We start from the raw sequence: 18,265 nt of genomic DNA, 5'->3' as shown, positions 1-18,265 counted from the left end.
CTCGTCAATCCTGATCCGACTCGAACAACCGCGCCAGCTCCACCCGCGCCTCCTTGGCCGTCTGCATCACCTTGGCCCGGTCATCGCGCACCAACCCCTGGGCCTCCAGCACCTGCTGGTCATGCTCGCTGAACCGGCGGATGCGGTCCGCCGCCTGCGCCTCGCTCAGCCCCAACCCAATCAACGTCAGCCGGCTCATTTCCAGGCTCGAATGGAACGTCTCGCGGATCGGCTCGGCGCCGGCATCCAGCAGATTGTGCGCATGCTGGCGGTTGCGCGCGCGGGCGAGCACCTTCAGGTGCGGGTACTGCTGCTTGACCCGCTCGGCGAGGCGGGTCGCGGCCTCGGGGTCGTCGCTGGTGATGACGAAATACTCCGCTTCGCCGACCTTGGCCGCCTGCAGCACCTCCGGCCGCAGCGGGTCGCCGTAGAACACCGGGGCCTGCTCGAAGCTGCGGGTCATCTCGATGGCGTCCACCGAGGTGTCCAGGGCAATGAACGGCACCTTCTGCGCGCGCAGGATACGCGCGACGATCTGGCCCATGCGGCCTATGCCAATGATCACCACGCGCGGCGTTTCGGCGTCGATGGTGCGGTATTGCTCCGGCACCTCGCGGGCCACCGCCGGGCGCTTGGCCAGGCGTGTGCAGGTCAGCACCAGAAGGGGCGTCAGGGCCATCGACAAGGTGATGGTCATCAGCAGCAGGTCGTAGGTGAAGGCGTCGAACAGGCCCTGGTCCTTGCCCAGCTTGAACACCACGAAGGCGAACTCGCCGCCCGCGGCCAGCACCAGGCCCAGGCGCAGGGCGCTGAGGCGGTTGAGCCCACCGGCCGCACGGCCCACCAGCATCAGCAGCGGCAGCTTCACCGCCACCAGCAGCAGGGTCAGGCCCAGCAACAGCCCCGGTGCTTCCAGCAGCAGGCGCAGGTTGGCACCCATGCCGACGCTGATGAAGAACAACCCCAGCAGCAGGCCTTTGAACGGCTCGATCTGCGACTCCAGTTCGTGGCGGTATTCGGAGTCCGCCAGCAGCAGGCCGGCGAGGAACGCACCCAGGGCCATGGAGATGCCGGCCTCTTCCATCAGCCAGGCGGTGCCGATCACCACGAGCAGCGCGGTGGCGGTGGACACCTCCGGCAGGCCGGTGCGGGCGACGATGCGAAACAGCGGGCGCAGCAGGTAGCGGCCGCCGACGATGACGATGGCGATGCTGGCGAACACCCGCAGGCCATGTTCGAGGCTGTCGCCGTGGCTGGTGTCCGGTCCACCCGCCGCCAGCAGCGGCACCAGGGCGATCAGGGGGATCGCGGCGATGTCCTGGAACAGCAGGATGGCGAACGCCAGGCGCCCATGCGGGGCGTTGAGCTGCTTGTTCTCGGCCAGGCTCTGCAGGCCCAGGGCGGTGGACGACAGCGCCAGGCCCAGGCCGAGCACCAGCGCCGCCGGAAGGGCCTGGGCGAAGCCGAACACGGCGATGGCGCCGATCACCGCGCCGGTCAGCAGCACCTGGGCCAGGCCCACGCCGAACACGGCTTTGCGCATCAGCCACAGGCGCCGGGGCGAGAGCTCCAGGCCGATGATGAACAGCAGCAGGACCACGCCCAGCTCGGAGATGTGCGCCACGCTCTGGGTGTCGCGCACCAGGCCCAGGGCTTGTGGGCCGATGGCCACGCCGGCCAGCAGGTAGCCGATCACCGCGCCCAGTTGCAGGCGTTTGGCGAGGGGAACGGCGACGACGGCGGCGAGCAGGAAGATCACCGCGGTTTGCAGGAGGCTGCCTTCGTGTGGCATCGGGGGGCTCCGTGGGGGCGTAGGTCCGGCATTCTCGTTCCCAAGGCCCGTGGGAAACAACTGTGGGAGCGGGCGAGCCCGCTCCACAGGAGGTGGTGTCGTCCTTACTTGAGGTGCAGTTTCAGGGCCTGGGCGGCCTGGTCCATCGCGCTGCGGGTGCCAGGCACCTGGCCTAGCACGTTGAGCAGGCCGAAGTCGTGGATCATGCCGTTGTAGCGCACGGCGGTCACCGGCACCCCGGCGGCGTCCAGCTTGCGGGCGTAGGCTTCGCCTTCGTCGCGCAGCACGTCCATCTCGGCGGTTTGCACCAACGCTGGCGGCAGGCCTTTCAACTGCTCCAGCGTGGCGCGCAGGGGCGAGGCGTGGATGTCGTCGCGCTGCCGGGCGTCGGTGGTGTAGTTGTCCCAGAACCACTGCATCATGTTGCGCGTCAGGAAATGCCCCTCGGCGAACTGGTTGTAGGAGCCGTTGTTGAAGTTGGCGTCGGTCACCGGCCACAGCAGCGCCTGGAAGCGCAGCTTCGGCGTGCCGGCCTCCTTGGCCTTGATCGCCACCACCGCGGCCATGTTGCCGCCGACGCTGTTGCCGGCCACCGCCAAGCGGCTGCCATCGACGCCGATCTCCTTGCCATGCTCGGCGACCCAGCGGGTGGCGGCGTAGGCCTGGTTGATCGCCGTGGGGTACTTGGCCTCAGGCGAGGGGGTGTAGTCGACGTAGACCGCCGCGGCGCCGGAGCCAACCACCAGGTCGTGGATCAAACGCTCGTGGGTTGGGTAGTCGCCCAGCACCCAGCCACCGCCGTGGAAGAACATGAACACCGGCAGGTCACCCTTCGCGCCTTCCGGGCGCACCACGCGGATCTCCAGCGACTGGCCGTCGACCTGGAGGGTGCGGCGCTCGACGCGGATACCGGAGAGGTCCACCTTCACGCTGGCCTGGGCGCCGGTGAGCACGGTGCGGGCATCCTTGGGCGAGAGGGTCTCCAGTGGCTTGCCGCCCCCGGCCGCCAGGGCCTCGAGGAAGCCTTGGGTGGTGTGTTCCACGCCGGGGCTGCCGGCGGCGAAGGCGCTGTTGACGGCAAGGGCCAGCAGGCCGGCGGTCAGGGTGCGGGACAGTTTCATGGTTCAAGCTCCTCTGCGGTCGGGCCGGTGATCAGTTTTGGTTGGCGGCGGTGGTGTTCGGGCGGATGTAGCTGACTTTCTGCACCTGGCCGCTGCTGTCGCGGTAGGTCAGGGTGGCGGTACTGGCGTGGCCTTTGGCGCCGGCAGGGGCATCGACGGCGATCACTTGGGCGATGTCCAGGTTCATGCCGTAGCGGTAGGGGGTGGCTTCGGTGGTCTGGGCGAAGGCGGTGACGCTGGTGCCGACGGTCAGGGTGGCGATGGCGAAGAGGGTGCGAAGGGTGGTCATGATCGTTCTCCAGGGTATTGGGTGTGGGGATCAGCGACTGCTTGCTGCTTGAGGTTTATATTGCGCGATAATATTTAGTGCACAAAATATATTTCAGCTATCGTTGGGATTGAAGGGGTGTATTGGGGATGTGGGGTGGCCATCGTGGGTCGATAGGGCCGGCCGCGCCCCTCAGGACCCTGGCCGGTACTGCAATGCCTCGGCCAGGTGTGCCCGCTCGATGCGCTCGGCCCGTGCCAGATCGGCCAACGTGCGCGCCACCTTCAGCAACCGATGCGCTGCCCGCAGCGATAGGTTCAGGCGTTCGCACGCGGCTTCCAGCCAGGTTTGGTCCACCGCCTCCAGCGCGCAATGCGCGCGCAAGCCCTTCAGGTCGAGAAAGGCATTGGCGCACCCCTGGCGGCGCTGCTGCACCTCACGCGCCTGCGCCACCTGGCAGGCCACGTTGGCGCTGGTCTCGCCGCTGGGCTGGTGGTTGAGCAAGGTGCTTTCCCGGGCCACGGTCAGGTGCAGGTCGATGCGGTCGAGCAAAGGCCCGGACAGTTTGTTGCGGTAGCGCTGGATCTGCTCGGTGGCGCAACGGCAGCGCCCGCTCGGGTCGCCCAGGTAGCCGCACGGGCAAGGGTTCATCGCCGCCACCAGCTGGAAACGCGCCGGAAAGCGCACCTTGTCCTTGGCCCGCGCCACCACGATCTCCCCGGACTCCAACGGCTCGCGCAGCACCTCCAGCACGCGCCGCTCGAACTCCGGCAACTCGTCGAGAAACAGCACCCCGTGGTGCGCCAGGGTGATCTCGCCGGGTTGCGGACGGCTGCCACCGCCCACCAATGCAGGGCCCGAAGCCGAGTGGTGAGGGTGGCGGAAGGGCCGCTGCGGCCAACTGCTGAGCGGTGTGTGGCCGGTGATCGACTGAATCGCCGCCACCTCCAGCGCCTCGCGTTCGTCCAGCGGCGGCAGCAGCCCGGGCAGGCGGCTGGCGAGCAGGGTCTTGCCGGTGCCGGGCGGGCCGGTGAACAGCAGGTTGTGCGCCCCGGCGGCGGCCACCAGCAACGCGCGCTTGGCCGCCAGCTGGCCCTGCACCTCGCTGAGGTCAGGGTACGGTCGGTGCTTGAGCAGCAGGCCATTGGCCGCGTAGGGCGGCAGCGGCACCTGGCCGTTCAGGTGGGCCACCAGCTCCAGCAAGTGGCCCACCGCATACACCACCAGCCCACTGGCGAGGCTGGCCTCCTCGGCGTTCTCGCGTGGCACCACCAGCGCCCGCCCCGCGTCCCGTGCCGCCAGCGCGGCAGGCAGCACGCCCTGCACCGGGCGCAGGCTGCCGGACAACGCCAGCTCGCCCAGGCACTCCAGCTCGGCCAGCGGCGCCACCGGCACCTGACCGTTGGCGGCGAGGATGCCCAGGGCGATGGCCAGGTCGTAGCGCCCGCCATCCTTGGGCAGGTCGGCGGGGGCGAGGTTCTGGGTGATGCGCCGGGCCGGGTAGTCCAGGCCGGAAGTGACGATGGCGCTGCGCACCCGGTCCTTGCTCTCCTTCACCGTGGTCTCCGGCAGGCCGACCAGGGTGAGGTTGGGCAGGCCGTTGGCCAGGTGGGTTTCGACGCTGACGGCGGGGGCTTGCACGCCCACCTGGGCGCGGCTGTGGACAAGGGCGAGGGACATGGACACTCCGTGGTCGCTTGCAAGGGCCGCGTCCTGCGGCCTTGCAAGGATAGAAGCGTCAGGCGCAGGCGCGCGGGGAAGAGTGCGTCGGGGTTTTACCGGCGGCTACGACGCAGGCACCTCCACCCACCCCGCGCCTGGCCTTGCGTGACGCGCTGCCCCTCATGCACCCGCACCTCGGCGAGCAGGCCGTCGAACGGTGCGGCCAGGGTCACCTGCTCGACCGCCTGGAGGCGCCCGACCCGCCCCAGGCGTTGCTCCTGCAGGCGCGGCTCCACGCGGACCCAGCCTGGCTGCGCGGTGTCGTCGCTTGGGCCAGAGCAGCCATCGAGAGGAGGAATTGATAGCGTGGGTGTTGCTGATGGCCCTATGGCGATCCGACTTGCCCCGCCATAGGGCCGACTCCGTCGCCTCAGGGCCGCGCGCCGAGGAGGATGTGCGACGCCTTGATCAGCGCCGTGGCCTTCACGCCCGGGGCCAGGCCCAGCTCCTGCACGGCCTCGCGGGTGACGATGGCGAACACCTCGGTGCCACCGGCCAGCTTCAGCACCACCTCGGCATTCACCGCGCCGTCGCCCACGCGCACCACTTCACCTTGCAGCGCGTTGCGCGCCGACAGGCGATAACCGTCGGCATCGGTCATCAGCACCACCCAGGGCGCCTTGACCAGCGCCACGGCCTGCTTGCCGACGTTGATGTTCAGGTTGTGCAGGCTGGTCATGGTGACCACCGCCACCAGCTTCTCGCCACCGCCCAGGGTCAGCTCGACCTCGGCATTCACGGCGCCCGGCTGGACGGCGCTGACGGTACCTTCGAAAACGTTACGTGCACTGACTTTCATAGGGAACACTCCGTGTCGCTATTGTTGTTCGGGGTCTGCCGGTGCCAGCCGCGCTTCCAGCGCGGCCACTTGCTGCTCCAGGGCTTCCAGGCGGGCGCGGGTGCGCGCTAGGACCACCATCTGGCTGTCGAATTCGTCCCGGCTGACCAGGTCCAGCTTGCTGAAGGCACCTTGCATCAGCACTTTGAACTGGCTTTCGAGTTCGGCGCGCGGCTGCGCAGTGTCGCCGCTGAACAGGCGCGAGGCCTGGTCGCTCAGGGCATCGAGAAAGGCTTTTGGCGCGAGCATGGGTCGGCGGGTCCTTGAGTCGTGAAAGGAGCGCAGTGTAGCACGCTGCATCATGGGGCCTCGGCGGGGTCAGGGCTGCACGCTTTTTGAGCAAGGTCGGGGTGCGTCATGCACCGAAGTTGTGCATGTTTCCATTGATGGCGACTGGCCAAACCGCAACTGCTCGCGCAACTGCTTGTTTTCCGGTGCTTTGCGCGACCTGGCAAGGTTTCTGCAAAGACCTGCCCGAGCCATGCACTGATGCAGTCCCTTGAGACCAGGCAGTGCGCGGGCCGAGCCGTAAGGTCCTTCGCCACCGCCCCGATGTGCGCGGGCGAGGGGGAATGGAACCGACGACGCGTTACAAAGCCAGGCGCTGCGCTTAGACTTGAGACGGGTTTGTTTTCCTGGGGCAAGTCCACCAAATCGGGAGAGAGTTTCATGAAGCTAGTCACTGCCATCATCAAGCCGTTCAAGCTGGACGACGTGCGCGAGTCGCTGTCGGAAATCGGCGTGCAGGGCATCACCGTGACCGAGGTCAAGGGCTTCGGCCGTCAGAAAGGCCACACCGAGCTGTATCGCGGCGCCGAGTACGTCGTCGACTTCCTGCCCAAGGTCAAGATCGACGTCGCCATCGACGACAAGGACCTCGACCGTGTGATCGAAGCCATCACCAAGGCCGCCAACACCGGCAAGATCGGTGACGGCAAGATCTTCGTGGTCAATCTGGAGCAGGCGATCCGCATCCGTACCGGCGAAACCGATACCGACGCGATCTAAGTAACAACAGCCTCACCAAACCCAACGCCCCAGGAGAAAACAACATGACTCTGCGTAAGATCGCAGGGCTAGGAGCCCTTTTGTCCCTCGTAATGCCGGGCCTGGCCCTGGCAGAGGAGGCTGCTGCCCCGGTACTGAACTCCGGCGATACCGCCTGGATGCTCACCGCCACGGCATTGGTACTGTTCATGACCATCCCGGGCCTGGCCCTGTTCTACGGTGGCATGGTGCGGTCCAAGAACCTGCTCTCGGTGATGATGCAGTGCTTCGCCATCACCGGCCTGATCAGCATCCTGTGGGTGATCTACGGCTACAGCCTGGCCTTCGATACCACCGGTATGGAAAAGGGCGTACTCAACTTCAATTCCTTCATCGGCGGCTTCTCCAAGGCCTTCCTCAGCGGCGTCACGCCGTCGGGCCTGACCTCGGCCACCGCGCTGTTCCCTGAAGCGGTGTTCATCACCTTCCAGATGACCTTCGCCATCATCACCCCGGCGCTGATCGTCGGCGCCTTCGCCGAGCGCATGAAGTTCTCCGCCATGCTGATCTTCATGGGCGTGTGGTTCACCCTGGTCTATGCGCCGATCGCGCACATGGTCTGGAGCGGTGACGGCGCGCTGATGTGGGACTGGGGCGTACTGGACTTCGCGGGCGGCACCGTGGTGCACATCAACGCCGGTGTCGCGGGCCTGGTGGCCTGCCTGGTACTGGGCAAGCGCAAAGGCTATCCGACCACCCCGATGGCCCCGCACAACCTGGGCTACACCCTGGTGGGCGCGGCCATGCTGTGGATTGGCTGGTTCGGCTTCAACGCCGGCTCCGCCGCCGCCGCCAACGGCACCGCCGGCATGGCCATGCTGGTGACCCAGATCGCCACCGCCGCCGCGGCGCTGGGCTGGATGTTCGCCGAGTGGATCAGCCACGGCAAACCGAGCGCCCTGGGCATCGCTTCCGGCGTGGTCGCGGGCCTGGTGGCCATCACCCCGGCCGCTGGCACCGTGGGCCCGATGGGCGCCTTGGTGATTGGCCTGGTGGCGGGTGTGATCTGCTACTTCTGCGCCACCAGCCTCAAGCGCAAGCTGGGCTATGACGACTCGCTGGACGCCTTCGGCGTGCACGGTATCGGCGGTATCGTCGGCGCGCTGCTGACCGGCGTGTTCGCAGCCCCTGCGCTGGGCGGCTTCGGCACCGTCGAAGACATCGGCGCGCAGTTCTGGGTACAAGCCAAAGGCGTGATCTTCACCGTTGGTTACACCGCCATCGTCACCTACGTGATCCTCAAGGTGCTGGATGGCGTGATGGGCCTGCGGGTCACCGAAGAAGAAGAGTCGGTCGGCCTCGACCTGGCTCAGCACAACGAGCGCGGCTACAACCTGTAACCGCCACGCGGTAAAAAACTTGCCCAGCTCATGCTGGGCATTTTTTTGCCTTGGCGAAAGTGCATGAAGATTTCCCACGCTGTGTGCAAAAGCCTTTTTTCCGGCTGTTTTCCGAGGGGCAAACGGTTAATCCGGCACGTTCGCGCCTTGTGCAAAAAACTTACACGGCACCGGGTGTTTCTGGTGCTTTGCTTTTTCCGCAAGCGCGCTAGAATGCGCGCCGAAGGGTGTTTGACGAGCTGTCCACACACTTCGCTGCCCTTTGCTAGGCTTGCCAATAGCGCATGGCCAGCAAGGTAGCCAAAAGATTTCGTCAGGCCCTGCCAGGAGCAAGGGCCTGCTGGGTGAAGGGCTCCCATCAGGGGTCGGACACCCAAGGCAGTGGCCAACCCACGGCCAGTTGAATTTTCACCGGTGGCCGCCGGTCTACGGCAGCACTGGTCTATAACTAACCTGCTTTTCGCAAGTCATGAGGTAGAACATGAGCGACGACGATCTGGAAAATGACGACCTCGAGGTAGGCGACGAAGACGAGGGCGATGAGGGCATGGAGGCTGCGGCCGACGACGGCGCCGAAGACGCTGGCGACGACGACAGCAGCCCCGCACCTGCGGCCAAGGGCAAGTCCAAGGCGGCGGTTTCGGTAGACGAGATGCCGAGCATGGAAGCCAAGCAGAAAGAGCGTGACGCTCTGGCGCGGGCCATGGAAGAGTTCCTGGCGCGTGGCGGCAAGGTTCAAGAGGTCGAGGCGAACGTGGTCGCCGACCCACCCAAGAAGCCGGACAACAAGTACGGCAGCCGCCCGATCTGAGTGGTTGAGATGCAAGAAAGCCCGCCGTCGCTGCGGGCTTTTTTGTGGGTGGGGTTTGGGTGTTCCTGCGGGCCTCATCGCGGGGCAAGCCCGCGCCTACCGGTACAGCGCCGATCTCATGGGCGGGGTAGATTCATGGGCCGCGAGTGGGTGTCAGCGCCAGCGCGCCAGCACGTCGGGCAACTGCGACAGCCGCTGGATCTCGGCATCCGGCGCCTGCTCGCCGGCCCAGGCCTTGCCCTGGGGGTTGAACCAGATCGCGCGCAGCCCGGCGCGCTGGGCGCCGGCGATGTCGTCGCCGGGGTGGTCGCCGATGTGCACGGCGGCGCCAGCCTCGACCTCGCCTTGGCGCAGGGCTTCGAGGAACGGCGCCGGGTCCGGCTTGCCAATGCCCAGGTCCTCGGCACACAGGGCGAAGCGGAAGTAGTCGGCCAGGCCCAGGCGGCGCACGTCGGCATTGCCGTTGGTGACCACGCCCAGCACGTAGTGATGACGCAGGATCTCCAGCACCGGCTGCACCTCGGGGAACACCTCCACCTGGTGGCGGGCATGCAGGAACACTTCGAACCCTTCGTTGGCCAGCGCCTGCGCGTGCTGCTCGCTGTAGCCGACGTCTTCCAATGCATGGAACAACACGCGGCGGCGCAGGGCGCTGATGCGGTGCTTGAGGCCCGGTTCGGCCTGCACCAGGCGCTCACGGATCGCGTACAGGTGCTCGACCGGCACCCCGCCCAGGCTCGGCGCGTTGGCCGCGAGCCAGTCGCGCAGGACGGTCTCGGCGCTGGCGATCACCGGCGCGGTGTCCCACAGGGTGTCGTCCAGGTCGAAGGTGATCAGCTTGATGCTCATGAGTCTGTGCCTTTGCTGCGTTTGGCCCGGGGGTGGGCGCTGTCGTACACCGCGGCCAGGTGCTGGAAATCCAGGTGGGTGTAGATCTGCGTGGTGCTGATGTCGGCATGGCCAAGCATCTCCTGCACCGCGCGCAGGTCCTGGGACGATTCCAGCAGGTGGCTGGCGAAGGAATGGCGAAGCATGTGCGGGTGCAGGTGCTGGCCCAGCTCGCGTTCGCCGGCGACCTTGACCCGCATCTGGATGGCTCGCGGGCCAAGGCGCGTGCCCTGGCGGCTGACGAACACCGCGCTGTCGCGCGGGGCGCTGATGCCACGGACTTTCAGCCAGGCCAGCAACGCCTCGCGGGCCTTGCGGCCGACGGGCAATACGCGGGTCTTGCTGCCCTTGCCGTGCACCTGCACCAGCCCGCCCGTGAGGTCGAGCTGTTCCAGGTCGAGGTGGGTCAGCTCCGACAGGCGCAGGCCCGAGGAGTAGAACAGTTCGAGGATGGCCTGGTCGCGCAGGGCGATGAAGTCGTCGTCGACCCCGCCATCGAGCAACTGCAAGGCGCGGTCGGTGTCCAGCACCTTGGGCAGGCGGCGTTCGCCCTTGGGCGGGCTCAGGCCATTGGCCGGGTCGTGTTGGCACAGGCCTTCGCGATTGAGGTAGCGGTACAGGCCGCGCACCGCTGAGAGCAGGCGTGCCAGGCTGCGTGAGGACTGGCCATGATGGTGCTGACGCGCCACCAGTTGGCGCAGTTGCGGCACGTGCAGAGCCGTCCAGCCGGCAATGCCCTGGGCGTTGCAGAATTCGATGACCTTTTCCAGGTCGCGGCGGTAGGCCAGCAGGGTGTGCTCGGACACCTGGCGCTCGTTGCGCAGGTGCGCGCAATAAGCCTCCAGCTGGCGCTCCATCAGCGCACCGGGCGCAGCGGCTGGGTCAGGCGCGGGACCACGCGGCCAAGCACTTCAGCGATATAGCCGAGGAAGAGGGTGCCCACGCTGCTTTTATAGTGCTGCGGGTCGCGGCTGCCGATGGCCAGAACGCCATGCAGGCCCTGGTGCTCCAGCGAGGCGACGGCACTGGAGCCGACGTCCTTGTGTTCATCGCCGAACAGGAACATCAGCTCGTGCTCGCGCAGGTTGCCGCTGACCGTCTTGCCACCACCCAGCAGCCCGCCGATCGCTTGTTGCGCCTCGCTGCTGCTGACCCAGCGCCCCACCGGGGCGGCGTTGTCGCCGAACAGGATGAGGCTGACGAAGGGCACCTGGAATTCCCGGCGCAAGCTGTCTTCGACCGCCATCACCACGTCTTCCAGGGTGCTGGCGTCGAGCAGGTCGAGGATCAGCCGGCGGGTCTTGTCGAACAGCCGGTCGTTGTCGCGGGCCACGTCCATCAGTTGCGACAGGCGGTGGCGCATCTCGATGTTGCGGTCGCGCAGCAGCTTGAGCTGGCGCTCCACCAGCGACACGCTGTCGCCGCGCTGGTGGGGGATGCGTTGCTCGACCAGTAGATCGTCGTGCTCGGCGAAGAAGGTCGGGTGGGCGCGCAAGTAGGCCACCACCGACTCGGCGTCGAGGTCGGTGGCGGGCAGCGGTTGGGCCTTTGGCTGATCGGTCATGGCGGTTACTCGCTTAGAGACGAACCTGTCCTTCGTACACGCGGACGGCGGGGCCGGTCATCAGCACCGGCTTGCCGGGGCCGCCCCATTCGATGCTCAGGCGGCCACCGGGCAGGTCGATGGACACCGGGGAGTCCATCCAGCCCTGACTGATGGCGGCCACGGCGGCGGCGCAGGCGCCGGTGCCGCAGGCCTGGGTCTCGCCAGCACCACGCTCCCAGACGCGCAGGTAGGCGCGGTGGCGGTCGACGACCTGGATGAAGCCGGCGTTGACCCGCTGCGGGAAGCGCGGGTGGTGCTCGATCTTCGGGCCCAGTTGGTGCACCGGGGCCGTGCGCACGTCGTCGACGCGCAGCACCGAATGCGGGTTGCCCATGGACACTGCGGCGATCGCGTGGACCTGGCCGTCGACTTCCAGCGGGTAGCTCAGGGCCTGCTCGTCGGCGACGAAGGGAATCTCGGCCGGGATGAAGCGCGGCGGGCCCATGTCGACGCACACCTGGCCGTCGTTCTGCACGTCCAGCTCGATGATGCCGCCCTTGGTCTCGACGCGGATGCGCTTCTTCGCGGTCAGGCGCTTGTCCAGCACGAAGCGCGCGAAGCAGCGCGCGCCGTTGCCGCACTGCTCGACCTCGGAACCGTCGGCGTTGAAGATGCGGTAGCGGAAGTCCACTTCCGGGTTGTTCGGCGCCTCGACGATCAGCAACTGGTCGAAGCCGATGCCGGTGTGGCGGTCGCCCCATTGCTTGGCATGCTTGGGCTGGATGTGCGCGTGCTGGCTGACCAGGTCGAGGACCATGAAGTCGTTGCCCAGCCCGTGCATCTTGGTGAAACGCAGCAGCATGGGTTCACTCCGGCAGCAGGCTTTCGCCGGCGAACAGTTCGGCAATGGTCTCGCGGCGGCGCACTTCGAAGGCCTGGTCGCCGTCGACCAGCACTTCGGCGCAACGGCCACGGGTGTTGTAGTTCGAGCTCATGACAAAACCATAGGCGCCCGCGGACTGCACGGCCAGCAGGTCGCCTTCGGCCAGGTTCAGTTCGCGCTCCTTGGCCAGGAAGTCGCCGGTCTCGCAGATCGGCCCGACCAGGTCGTAGGCACGGCCCTGGCCTGCGCGCGGCTGCACGGCGCTGACGCCCATCCAGGCCTGGTAAAGCGCCGGGCGGATCAGGTCGTTCATCGCCGCGTCGATGATGGCGAAGTCCTTGTGTTCGGTGTGCTTGAGGTATTCCACGCGGGTCAGCAGCACGCCGGCGTTGGCCACGATGTAGCGGCCCGGCTCGAACACCAGCGCCAGGTCACGGCTGCCGACGCGTTCGCGGATGGCCTTGATGTAGTCGGCCACGACCGGCGGCTGTTCGTCGCGGTAGCGCACGCCGACGCCACCACCGAGGTCCAGGTGACGCAGGTGGATGCCGCATTCGGCGAGGCGGTCGACCAGGGCCAGCAGGCGGTCGAGGGCGTCGAGGAAGGGCTCGACGGTGGTCAGCTGCGAGCCGATGTGGCAGTCGACGCCGACCACATCCAGGTTCGGCAGGTGCGCGGCGCGCACGTAGAGGTCTTCGGCGTCGGTGATGGCGATGCCGAACTTGTTCTCTTTCAGGCCAGTGGAGATGTAGGGGTGGGTGCCGGCGTCGACGTCCGGGTTCACCCGCAGCGAGACCGGGGCTTGCACGCCCATCTCGGCGGCCACCTGCTGCAGGCGCTCGAGTTCGTCGGCGGACTCGACGTTGAAGCAGTGCACGCCCACTTCGAGGGCGCGGCGCATGTCTTCACGGGTCTTGCCGACACCGGAGAACACCACGCGGTCGGCGCGCCCGCCGGCCGCCAGCACGCGCTCCAGCTCACCGCCGGAGACGATGTCGAAGCCCGCGCCCAGGCGTGCCAGGACGTTCAACACGCCGAGGTTGGAGTTGGCCTTGACGGCGAAGCACACCAGGCCTTGGGTGCCTTCGAGGGCATCGGCGTAGCTGCGGTACTGGGCTTCGATGTGGGCGCGCGAGTACACGTAGGTAGGGGTGCCGAAACGTTCGGCGATGGCCGGCAGGGCCACGCCTTCCGCGAACAGCTGGCCGTCGCGGTAGTTGAATGCGTCCATTGGATTTCCTTACTGCGCTGGCGACGGCTCGGGCTGCTCTTGTTCCGACGCCTGCGGCTGGGCGGGCTTGGCCGGTTGAGCGTGCTGGTGCGACGACTTGCGCGGGCCTTTGCCGTCCTTGCCGTCTTCGGGCAGGTACAGGGGGCCTTTCTGACCGCAGGCCGAAACGAGGCAGGCCACCGCGACCAGCGCCGCGAGGGAGGAAATCAGGCGCTTCATTGGGGGAAATCCTTTGAAATATGCAGTATTGCGCCCGAGTATACCGAGCGACCGGCGGATTGCCTATGCGAGGGACGGGCCGCCGGGCGGGGCGCGAAAGGCTAGTCTGTAGTGTTCGTGCCGACCCTATCGCGGGGCGAGCCCGCTTCCACAGCCATACCGCTGCCCTGGAGGTAGAACGCTGCACCGGTGGCAGCGGGCGTGCCCTGCGATTGGGCTGAAATGGACGGACGCTAATCTTTGCATTCGGCGCCAACCGCCCGTATCGTGCGCGGCTTGCATGTGTGCAGCCATTTTCGAGGTACCTGCTATGAGTTTGAGCGAAGCGCGTTTCCATGACCTGGTCGATGCCACCCAACAGGCCATCGAAGACCTGTTCGATGAGAGCGACCTGGACCTGGACATGGAAAACTCCGCCGGCGTGCTGACCGTCAAGTTCGAAAACGGCAGCCAATTGATCTTCAGCCGCCAGGAGCCCCTGCGCCAGCTGTGGTTGGCCGACCGCTCGGGTGGTTTCCACTTCGACTACGACGAAGAAAGCGGCAAGTGGGTGTGCGAGAAGAGCGAAGAATTGCTGGGCGAGATGCTCGAGCGCATTGTCTGGGAGCGGGCCGGCGAGAAGCTGGACTTCGACGAGATCTGAGATGAGCGAGCAGACCCGGCCACCCAAGCCGCTGTACAGCAACGTCAGCCCGGCGGTGCCATCGCCGTGCATCAGCGTGTGCCGGCTGGACGAGCGCCGGGTGTGCACCGGCTGTTTCCGCCATGTCGAGCACATCCGCGAGTGGCGTGCCGCCGACGACGAACGGCGCCGGCAGATTTGCCGTGAGGCCCAGGCGCTGCGGGCGTTGACGCCACAGGCTTGAGTATTTGCCCGGCTGTGTTAGTGTCGGGCCTGTGCCGGCGCTGCCGGAAGCATTCGCAAACCCCGCCCTTGGGCGGGGTTTTGCTTTATCGACGGCCGGAAAATCGCCTGAAAGGAGTCTGACTGGATCATGAGCACCAAGCCTTCCCTCATCCTCACCCGCCTGGACGTGCAGCGCCTGGAGCGCTTGCTCGACAGCCTCGACGAGAGCACGCCGGGCGTGCTTGCCCTGCAGGACGAGCTCGACCGCGCCGAGCAGGTGGTGGGCCACGAGGACGTACCGGCGGGTGTGGTGACCATGAACTCACGGGTGCACTGCCGTGAGGAGGCCAGTGGCAAGGACTACCACCTGACGCTGGTGTACCCGAAGGACGCCGGGCCTGAAGGCTGCGTGTCGATCCTCGCGCCGATCGGTTGCGCGTTGCTGGGGCTGTCGGTGGGTGACCAGATCGACTGGCCGGCGCCGGGTGGCAAGACGCTCAAGCTCAAGCTGCTGGATGTGGAGTACCAGCCAGAAGCGGCGGGTGACTACGACCTCTGATCCCATCGGGGTGGTGGGAGGGTTGCGCAGGCCTCATCGCGGGGCAAGCCCGCTCTACAGGTTCACCGCTGGCCCTAAGAACTGCGGGTGCCTGTAGGAGCCAGCGGGCTTGCCCCGCGAAGACGCTGGTCAGGGCTCCAGGGTCGCCTGCAACTGCTCCAGACCATCGTTCAACGCCTGCTCCAGCTCGCGCTTGTAGCGCAGGTACAGCACCGTCGAGCCCTGCTCGTCCTCCAGCAGCTCGGACAGGTCCAGGTCGGTGATGTAGCAACGGTAGCTCCCCGCGCCTCGGCGCTGGCGCAGGATCTGCCGGGCCACCACCGCATACAGCTGGTCGCCATGCTCCAGCTCGGAAAACTCCTGCTGGTCGCAATACAGGGTCACGTGCACCCCATCGCCGGTGCCGGCCTGCAGAATCGCCTGCACTTCGTAGTACGGCTGATCGCCATCGACCAGCGGCACGGGGCGTTGCTCCAGGGCGCGCGCCTTGCCTTGGCCATTGGGCAATAGCTGGTAATAAAGAATCTCCAGCGACGCCTGCTGCAGGCTGTCCAGCGGCAGCTGCGCGTCCCGGCGCACCACCACCGATCGCAGGAAACGCTGCAACGGCAGCAGCAAGTGGGTCTCGTCGTGCAGCGGCAGGCGCTGCTGCCACAGGGCGTTGTGCTCGTCCAGCACGTACAGGTCGGCCCAGCCATCGAGCAGGCGGTAGAACACCTGGATGCAACGCGGTCGGCCCTGCTCCAGCAGCAGCGACAGGTCGTGGTCCTGCAGGGCGTTGCCGTCCAGGTGCAGCGGGCTGTACTGGCTGCGTTCCTCGCTCAGGTAGGCGAGCACTGCGTCGTGGTCGTCGAGGGTGGCCAGGGCGACCTGGCCTGGCAGCAACTCCAGCACATGGGTGTATTGCGCCACCTGTAGCAGGTAGCGGTGGTTCAAGCCCTGGTCGAGCAGCAACTGCACCGTGTCGAAGATCTCCTCCACCCGTTGGGCGATGGCCTGGGCGCGGTTGTGGCAGAAGCAGCGCACCCGCACCCGCGGGCGATGGTTACGCTGGCCGAGGCTGTTGAGGAAGTCGCGCACGCAGCGCAGGAGCGCGTGCTCGCCGTCGTAGCGCTGCACCAGCACTTCGTTCCAGCTGTTGAGGGTGACCTGGTCGAGGGTCAGCACCAGGTTTTCGCGCACCCCGGCGTAGCTCAGCGAGTCGGTGCGTTCGGTGGTCATCAGGATGTTCAGGTCGCGGTGGTGGCGCAACGGGTCGACGCCGACGTTGACCAGCAACAGCACCTCGTCGGCCACGCTCGGTTGCAGCAGGCGGATCTCGCTGACCGTCTCCAGCGGCAAGGGAATGCTCTGTTGCAGGCTGCCCAGCAGGTTGAACAGCTCGAACTCGCTCAGGTCGCTGACCCCCGGGTGCAGGGCCAGGCGCGTGCTGCTGTCGATCACGCCGTTGCGGTGGGCCCAGGTCAGCAGTTCGAGCAACTCACGGCAGCGCTTGATCGGGCTGAAGTGCTCCCATTCGTGGACGCCCAGGTTGCCGTTGTACAGGCCCCAATGGTGGGTGCCCGGCTCCTTGCGATTGGGCGACTGCACCAGGGTCAGGGTGTCTTCGGCCATGTCCGGGGCGATACCGGGGTTGATCACCTCGATCTTGCCGGCGCGGCGCTCGAAGGCCGCGTACAGGCGCCGGCCAAGCACGTTGAGGTCGCGCTGGTCGGCGCGGCTGCTGGCGTTCTGGTTGCGGGCGAATTGGCCGAGAAAGCGGTAGCTGTGGTTGAGCTCGGCCACCAGTTCACGACGCTCCAGGGCGACCTGGCGCACTTTCCACTGGCTGCGGCTGTCGAGCAGCGCCAACTGGCGCTCGTCCCAGCCCCACTCGGCGGTCAGCCGTGCCAGCAGGTCGCGCTGCCAGCCGCCGCTGCGGGCGCGGTTCAGGCCGCTGAGCTTCTTGTTCACCTTCAGGTACAGGCTGCGCCGCACCAGTTCCAGGCGGGCGGTTTCGCCGCGGCCTTGCAGGTACTGTTCGATGCGCCGGTACACCATCACGTAGGGGTCGAGCTCGTCGAGGTCCAGGCGGTTGGCGAACACCGCGCGCTTGTACTCCAGGCTCAGGCAGCGCACCTGGGGGTGCTCGCTGGCATAGGCCTCGGTGAGCAGCAGCTTGAGCAGCGACTTGTACGGCGAGTCGATGCCCTTGAACAGTTGCCACAGGCCGGCGCCAATGAACTCGCCGGGCGGAATGTGCGCCAGGTGGCCGAGGTCGAGGTCGTCGGCGGCGCGAATGAAGCGCTTGGACAGCAAGGTCTGGGTGTACGCCTGGTAGTTGTGCTCCTCGTACACCGGCACCAGCCACCACAGCGGTGTGCGCCCGGCCAGCCAGATCGCGGTGCGGTAGAACTCGTCGAGCAGCAGGTAGTGCTGGGTGGTGCCGCAGTCGTCGGAGCTGAGCTGGCTGTCGCGCTCACCCTGCACGAAGCCCTGCGGTTCGATCAGGAAGCAATGCGCCTCGGCGCCCTGGCTGGCGGCCCAGGTTTCGAGCAGTTGGCACTTGCGGCGCAGTTCGGCCAGGGCCTCCTCGCTCAGGCCTGGGGCGTGGCAGACCCACAGGTCCATGTCGCTCTGCTCGGCCTGGGCCAGGGTGCCCAGGCTGCCCATCAGGAACAGGCCACGGATCGGCCGTGGCGCGTTGCCGTGGCGGGCCTTGTAGGTGAACGAGCGGGTCAGGCGCTGGGCCTCGGCGAGCAATTCGGCGTCCGGTTCGAAGTTGGACACCCCGGCCGGGGTGCTGCCGGAGACGTAGCCGGGCAGCAGCGGATGGTTGACATGGAAGAACAGCGGCAGCAGGGTCAGCACCTGCTGCTGGCGGCTGGACAGCCCCTCCATCGCCCGCGCCAGACGCCCCTGGTTGAGCTGCATGAATCGCCCGCGCAGGGTCGCCAGCACCTTGCGGTCGATGCCTTCGTCCAGGTCGGGGCGGATTTCGTGGGGATGGGGCATCGCGCACTCGGGGGCAGGTCAGGGGAGCATGGGCGAGTTTATCCTGAGTGGTGGGAGCGGATAAGAGGGGAATGGCATTTTGACGCCATTTTTCCAGCGGGGCGGTTTCACTGCGGGCCAAGCCCGCTGCCACAGGCACGCCGCGGATCTCAGGGGCGG

Annotated in this window: 20 protein-coding genes; 6 read left to right on the top strand and 14 right to left on the bottom strand. The window is 67.0% G+C overall.

The genetic code is table 11. From position 1 onward, the window contains the following. Nucleotides 1-4 precede the first annotated feature (4 nt). From P0Y43_RS26450 to P0Y43_RS26420, 7 genes are all read right to left on the bottom strand, one after another. Nucleotides 5-1,792, bottom strand: coding sequence for a monovalent cation:proton antiporter-2 (CPA2) family protein (locus P0Y43_RS26450; RefSeq protein WP_275640195.1), 1,788 nt, complete (start codon nt 1,790-1,792; stop codon nt 5-7). 104 nt (nt 1,793-1,896) lie between these two features. Continuing rightward, on the bottom strand, nt 1,897-2,913 hold the full coding sequence (locus P0Y43_RS26445) for an alpha/beta hydrolase (protein WP_275640194.1): 1,017 nt from the start codon (nt 2,911-2,913) through the stop codon (nt 1,897-1,899). A 31-nt stretch (nt 2,914-2,944) separates the two neighbouring features. Then, on the bottom strand, nt 2,945-3,202 hold the full coding sequence (locus tag P0Y43_RS26440; protein WP_275640193.1) for a DUF2790 domain-containing protein: 258 nt from the start codon (nt 3,200-3,202) through the stop codon (nt 2,945-2,947). 171 nt (nt 3,203-3,373) lie between these two features. Then, entirely contained in the window at nt 3,374-4,861 is a 1,488-nt protein-coding gene (locus tag P0Y43_RS26435; protein WP_275640192.1) for a YifB family Mg chelatase-like AAA ATPase, read from the bottom strand. A gap of 95 nt (nt 4,862-4,956) precedes the next feature. After that, nucleotides 4,957-5,139 carry a biotin/lipoyl-binding protein gene (locus tag P0Y43_RS26430; RefSeq protein ID WP_275640191.1) on the bottom strand — a complete coding sequence of 61 codons (183 nt, stop codon included), beginning with the start codon at nt 5,137-5,139 and terminating at the stop codon, nt 4,957-4,959. 134 nt (nt 5,140-5,273) lie between these two features. After that, a complete protein-coding gene (locus P0Y43_RS26425; protein WP_275640190.1) occupies nt 5,274-5,702 on the bottom strand; it encodes a TOBE domain-containing protein in 429 nt (142 codons plus the stop codon). An 18-nt stretch (nt 5,703-5,720) separates the two neighbouring features. Beyond that, a complete protein-coding gene (locus P0Y43_RS26420; RefSeq protein ID WP_275640189.1) occupies nt 5,721-5,990 on the bottom strand; it encodes an accessory factor UbiK family protein in 270 nt (89 codons plus the stop codon). Nucleotides 5,991-6,410: 420 nt separating this feature from the next. On the opposite strand from P0Y43_RS26420, the gene glnK reads away from it, so the two are divergent. The 3 genes from glnK (at nt 6,411) to sutA (ending at nt 8,939) form a co-directional block, all read left to right on the top strand. After that, nucleotides 6,411-6,749 (top strand): P-II family nitrogen regulator, encoded by a 339-nt coding sequence (gene glnK, locus P0Y43_RS26415; RefSeq protein WP_002555808.1) that lies wholly within the window; start codon nt 6,411-6,413, stop codon nt 6,747-6,749. Nucleotides 6,750-6,793: 44 nt separating this feature from the next. Continuing rightward, nucleotides 6,794-8,128 (top strand): ammonium transporter, encoded by a 1,335-nt coding sequence (locus P0Y43_RS26410; RefSeq protein WP_275640188.1) that lies wholly within the window; start codon nt 6,794-6,796, stop codon nt 8,126-8,128. A 481-nt stretch (nt 8,129-8,609) separates the two neighbouring features. Then, nucleotides 8,610-8,939, top strand: coding sequence for a transcriptional regulator SutA (gene sutA, locus P0Y43_RS26405; protein WP_275640187.1), 330 nt, complete (start codon nt 8,610-8,612; stop codon nt 8,937-8,939). Between the two features lie 153 nt (nt 8,940-9,092). Here the strand turns inward: sutA and P0Y43_RS26400 are convergent, their stop codons facing one another. From P0Y43_RS26400 to lptM, 6 genes are read right to left on the bottom strand one after another with little or no spacing between them, the layout of a single operon-like run. After that, nucleotides 9,093-9,788 (bottom strand): HAD family hydrolase, encoded by a 696-nt coding sequence (locus P0Y43_RS26400; RefSeq protein ID WP_275640186.1) that lies wholly within the window; start codon nt 9,786-9,788, stop codon nt 9,093-9,095. Beyond that, entirely contained in the window at nt 9,785-10,684 is a 900-nt protein-coding gene (xerC, locus tag P0Y43_RS26395; RefSeq protein ID WP_275640185.1) for a tyrosine recombinase XerC, read from the bottom strand. Before xerC ends, P0Y43_RS26400 begins: the two co-directional genes overlap by 4 nt. Continuing rightward, entirely contained in the window at nt 10,684-11,391 is a 708-nt protein-coding gene (locus P0Y43_RS26390; RefSeq protein WP_275640184.1) for a DUF484 family protein, read from the bottom strand. The genes xerC and P0Y43_RS26390 overlap by 1 nt, the downstream gene beginning before the upstream one ends. 13 nt (nt 11,392-11,404) lie before the next feature. Continuing rightward, nucleotides 11,405-12,235: a diaminopimelate epimerase gene (gene dapF, locus P0Y43_RS26385; RefSeq protein ID WP_275640183.1), complete on the bottom strand. Its 831-nt coding sequence runs from the start codon at nt 12,233-12,235 to the stop codon at nt 11,405-11,407. A gap of 4 nt (nt 12,236-12,239) precedes the next feature. Further along, nucleotides 12,240-13,487 carry a diaminopimelate decarboxylase gene (lysA, locus tag P0Y43_RS26380; RefSeq protein WP_275640182.1) on the bottom strand — a complete coding sequence of 416 codons (1,248 nt, stop codon included), beginning with the start codon at nt 13,485-13,487 and terminating at the stop codon, nt 12,240-12,242. 9 nt (nt 13,488-13,496) lie between these two features. After that, nucleotides 13,497-13,706, bottom strand: a complete 210-nt coding sequence (gene lptM / locus P0Y43_RS26375; protein ID WP_275640181.1) for an LPS translocon maturation chaperone LptM — start codon at nt 13,704-13,706, stop codon at nt 13,497-13,499. Nucleotides 13,707-14,016: 310 nt separating this feature from the next. On the opposite strand from lptM, the gene cyaY reads away from it, so the two are divergent. The 3 genes from cyaY (at nt 14,017) to rnk (ending at nt 15,112) form a co-directional block, all read left to right on the top strand. Beyond that, nucleotides 14,017-14,349, top strand: coding sequence for an iron donor protein CyaY (gene cyaY, locus P0Y43_RS26370; RefSeq protein ID WP_275640180.1), 333 nt, complete (start codon nt 14,017-14,019; stop codon nt 14,347-14,349). Between the two features lies 1 nt (nt 14,350). Continuing rightward, a complete protein-coding gene (locus tag P0Y43_RS26365) occupies nt 14,351-14,572 on the top strand; it encodes a DUF1289 domain-containing protein (protein WP_275640179.1) in 222 nt (73 codons plus the stop codon). 129 nt (nt 14,573-14,701) lie between these two features. Continuing rightward, complete coding sequence (gene rnk / locus P0Y43_RS26360) at nt 14,702-15,112, top strand: nucleoside diphosphate kinase regulator (protein ID WP_275640178.1); 411 nt, start codon at nt 14,702-14,704, stop codon at nt 15,110-15,112. 129 nt (nt 15,113-15,241) lie between these two features. Here the strand turns inward: rnk and P0Y43_RS26355 are convergent, their stop codons facing one another. After that, nucleotides 15,242-18,106: a class I adenylate cyclase gene (locus P0Y43_RS26355; protein ID WP_275640177.1), complete on the bottom strand. Its 2,865-nt coding sequence runs from the start codon at nt 18,104-18,106 to the stop codon at nt 15,242-15,244. Nucleotides 18,107-18,265 lie beyond the last annotated feature (159 nt).

This window comes from Pseudomonas entomophila (genome assembly GCF_029193575.1).
Classification (GTDB): Bacteria; Pseudomonadota; Gammaproteobacteria; order Pseudomonadales; family Pseudomonadaceae; genus Aquipseudomonas; species Aquipseudomonas entomophila_G.
This window is presented reverse-complemented; position numbering and strand designations above follow the sequence as displayed.

Coding starts and splice junctions, on each gene's coding strand:
- P0Y43_RS26450 (WP_275640195.1), bottom strand. CDS start 1,792: ATGCCACACGAAGGCAGCCTCCTGCAAACCGCGGTGATCTTCCTGCTC.
- P0Y43_RS26445 (WP_275640194.1), bottom strand. CDS start 2,913: ATGAAACTGTCCCGCACCCTGACCGCCGGCCTGCTGGCCCTTGCCGTC.
- P0Y43_RS26440 (WP_275640193.1), bottom strand. CDS start 3,202: ATGACCACCCTTCGCACCCTCTTCGCCATCGCCACCCTGACCGTCGGC.
- P0Y43_RS26435 (WP_275640192.1), bottom strand. CDS start 4,861: ATGTCCCTCGCCCTTGTCCACAGCCGCGCCCAGGTGGGCGTGCAAGCC.
- P0Y43_RS26425 (WP_275640190.1), bottom strand. CDS start 5,702: ATGAAAGTCAGTGCACGTAACGTTTTCGAAGGTACCGTCAGCGCCGTC.
- P0Y43_RS26420 (WP_275640189.1), bottom strand. CDS start 5,990: ATGCTCGCGCCAAAAGCCTTTCTCGATGCCCTGAGCGACCAGGCCTCG.
- glnK (WP_002555808.1), top strand. CDS start 6,411: ATGAAGCTAGTCACTGCCATCATCAAGCCGTTCAAGCTGGACGACGTG.
- P0Y43_RS26410 (WP_275640188.1), top strand. CDS start 6,794: ATGACTCTGCGTAAGATCGCAGGGCTAGGAGCCCTTTTGTCCCTCGTA.
- sutA (WP_275640187.1), top strand. CDS start 8,610: ATGAGCGACGACGATCTGGAAAATGACGACCTCGAGGTAGGCGACGAA.
- P0Y43_RS26400 (WP_275640186.1), bottom strand. CDS start 9,788: ATGAGCATCAAGCTGATCACCTTCGACCTGGACGACACCCTGTGGGAC.
- xerC (WP_275640185.1), bottom strand. CDS start 10,684: ATGGAGCGCCAGCTGGAGGCTTATTGCGCGCACCTGCGCAACGAGCGC.
- P0Y43_RS26390 (WP_275640184.1), bottom strand. CDS start 11,391: ATGACCGATCAGCCAAAGGCCCAACCGCTGCCCGCCACCGACCTCGAC.
- dapF (WP_275640183.1), bottom strand. CDS start 12,235: ATGCTGCTGCGTTTCACCAAGATGCACGGGCTGGGCAACGACTTCATG.
- lysA (WP_275640182.1), bottom strand. CDS start 13,487: ATGGACGCATTCAACTACCGCGACGGCCAGCTGTTCGCGGAAGGCGTG.
- lptM (WP_275640181.1), bottom strand. CDS start 13,706: ATGAAGCGCCTGATTTCCTCCCTCGCGGCGCTGGTCGCGGTGGCCTGC.
- cyaY (WP_275640180.1), top strand. CDS start 14,017: ATGAGTTTGAGCGAAGCGCGTTTCCATGACCTGGTCGATGCCACCCAA.
- P0Y43_RS26365 (WP_275640179.1), top strand. CDS start 14,351: ATGAGCGAGCAGACCCGGCCACCCAAGCCGCTGTACAGCAACGTCAGC.
- rnk (WP_275640178.1), top strand. CDS start 14,702: ATGAGCACCAAGCCTTCCCTCATCCTCACCCGCCTGGACGTGCAGCGC.
- P0Y43_RS26355 (WP_275640177.1), bottom strand. CDS start 18,106: ATGCCCCATCCCCACGAAATCCGCCCCGACCTGGACGAAGGCATCGAC.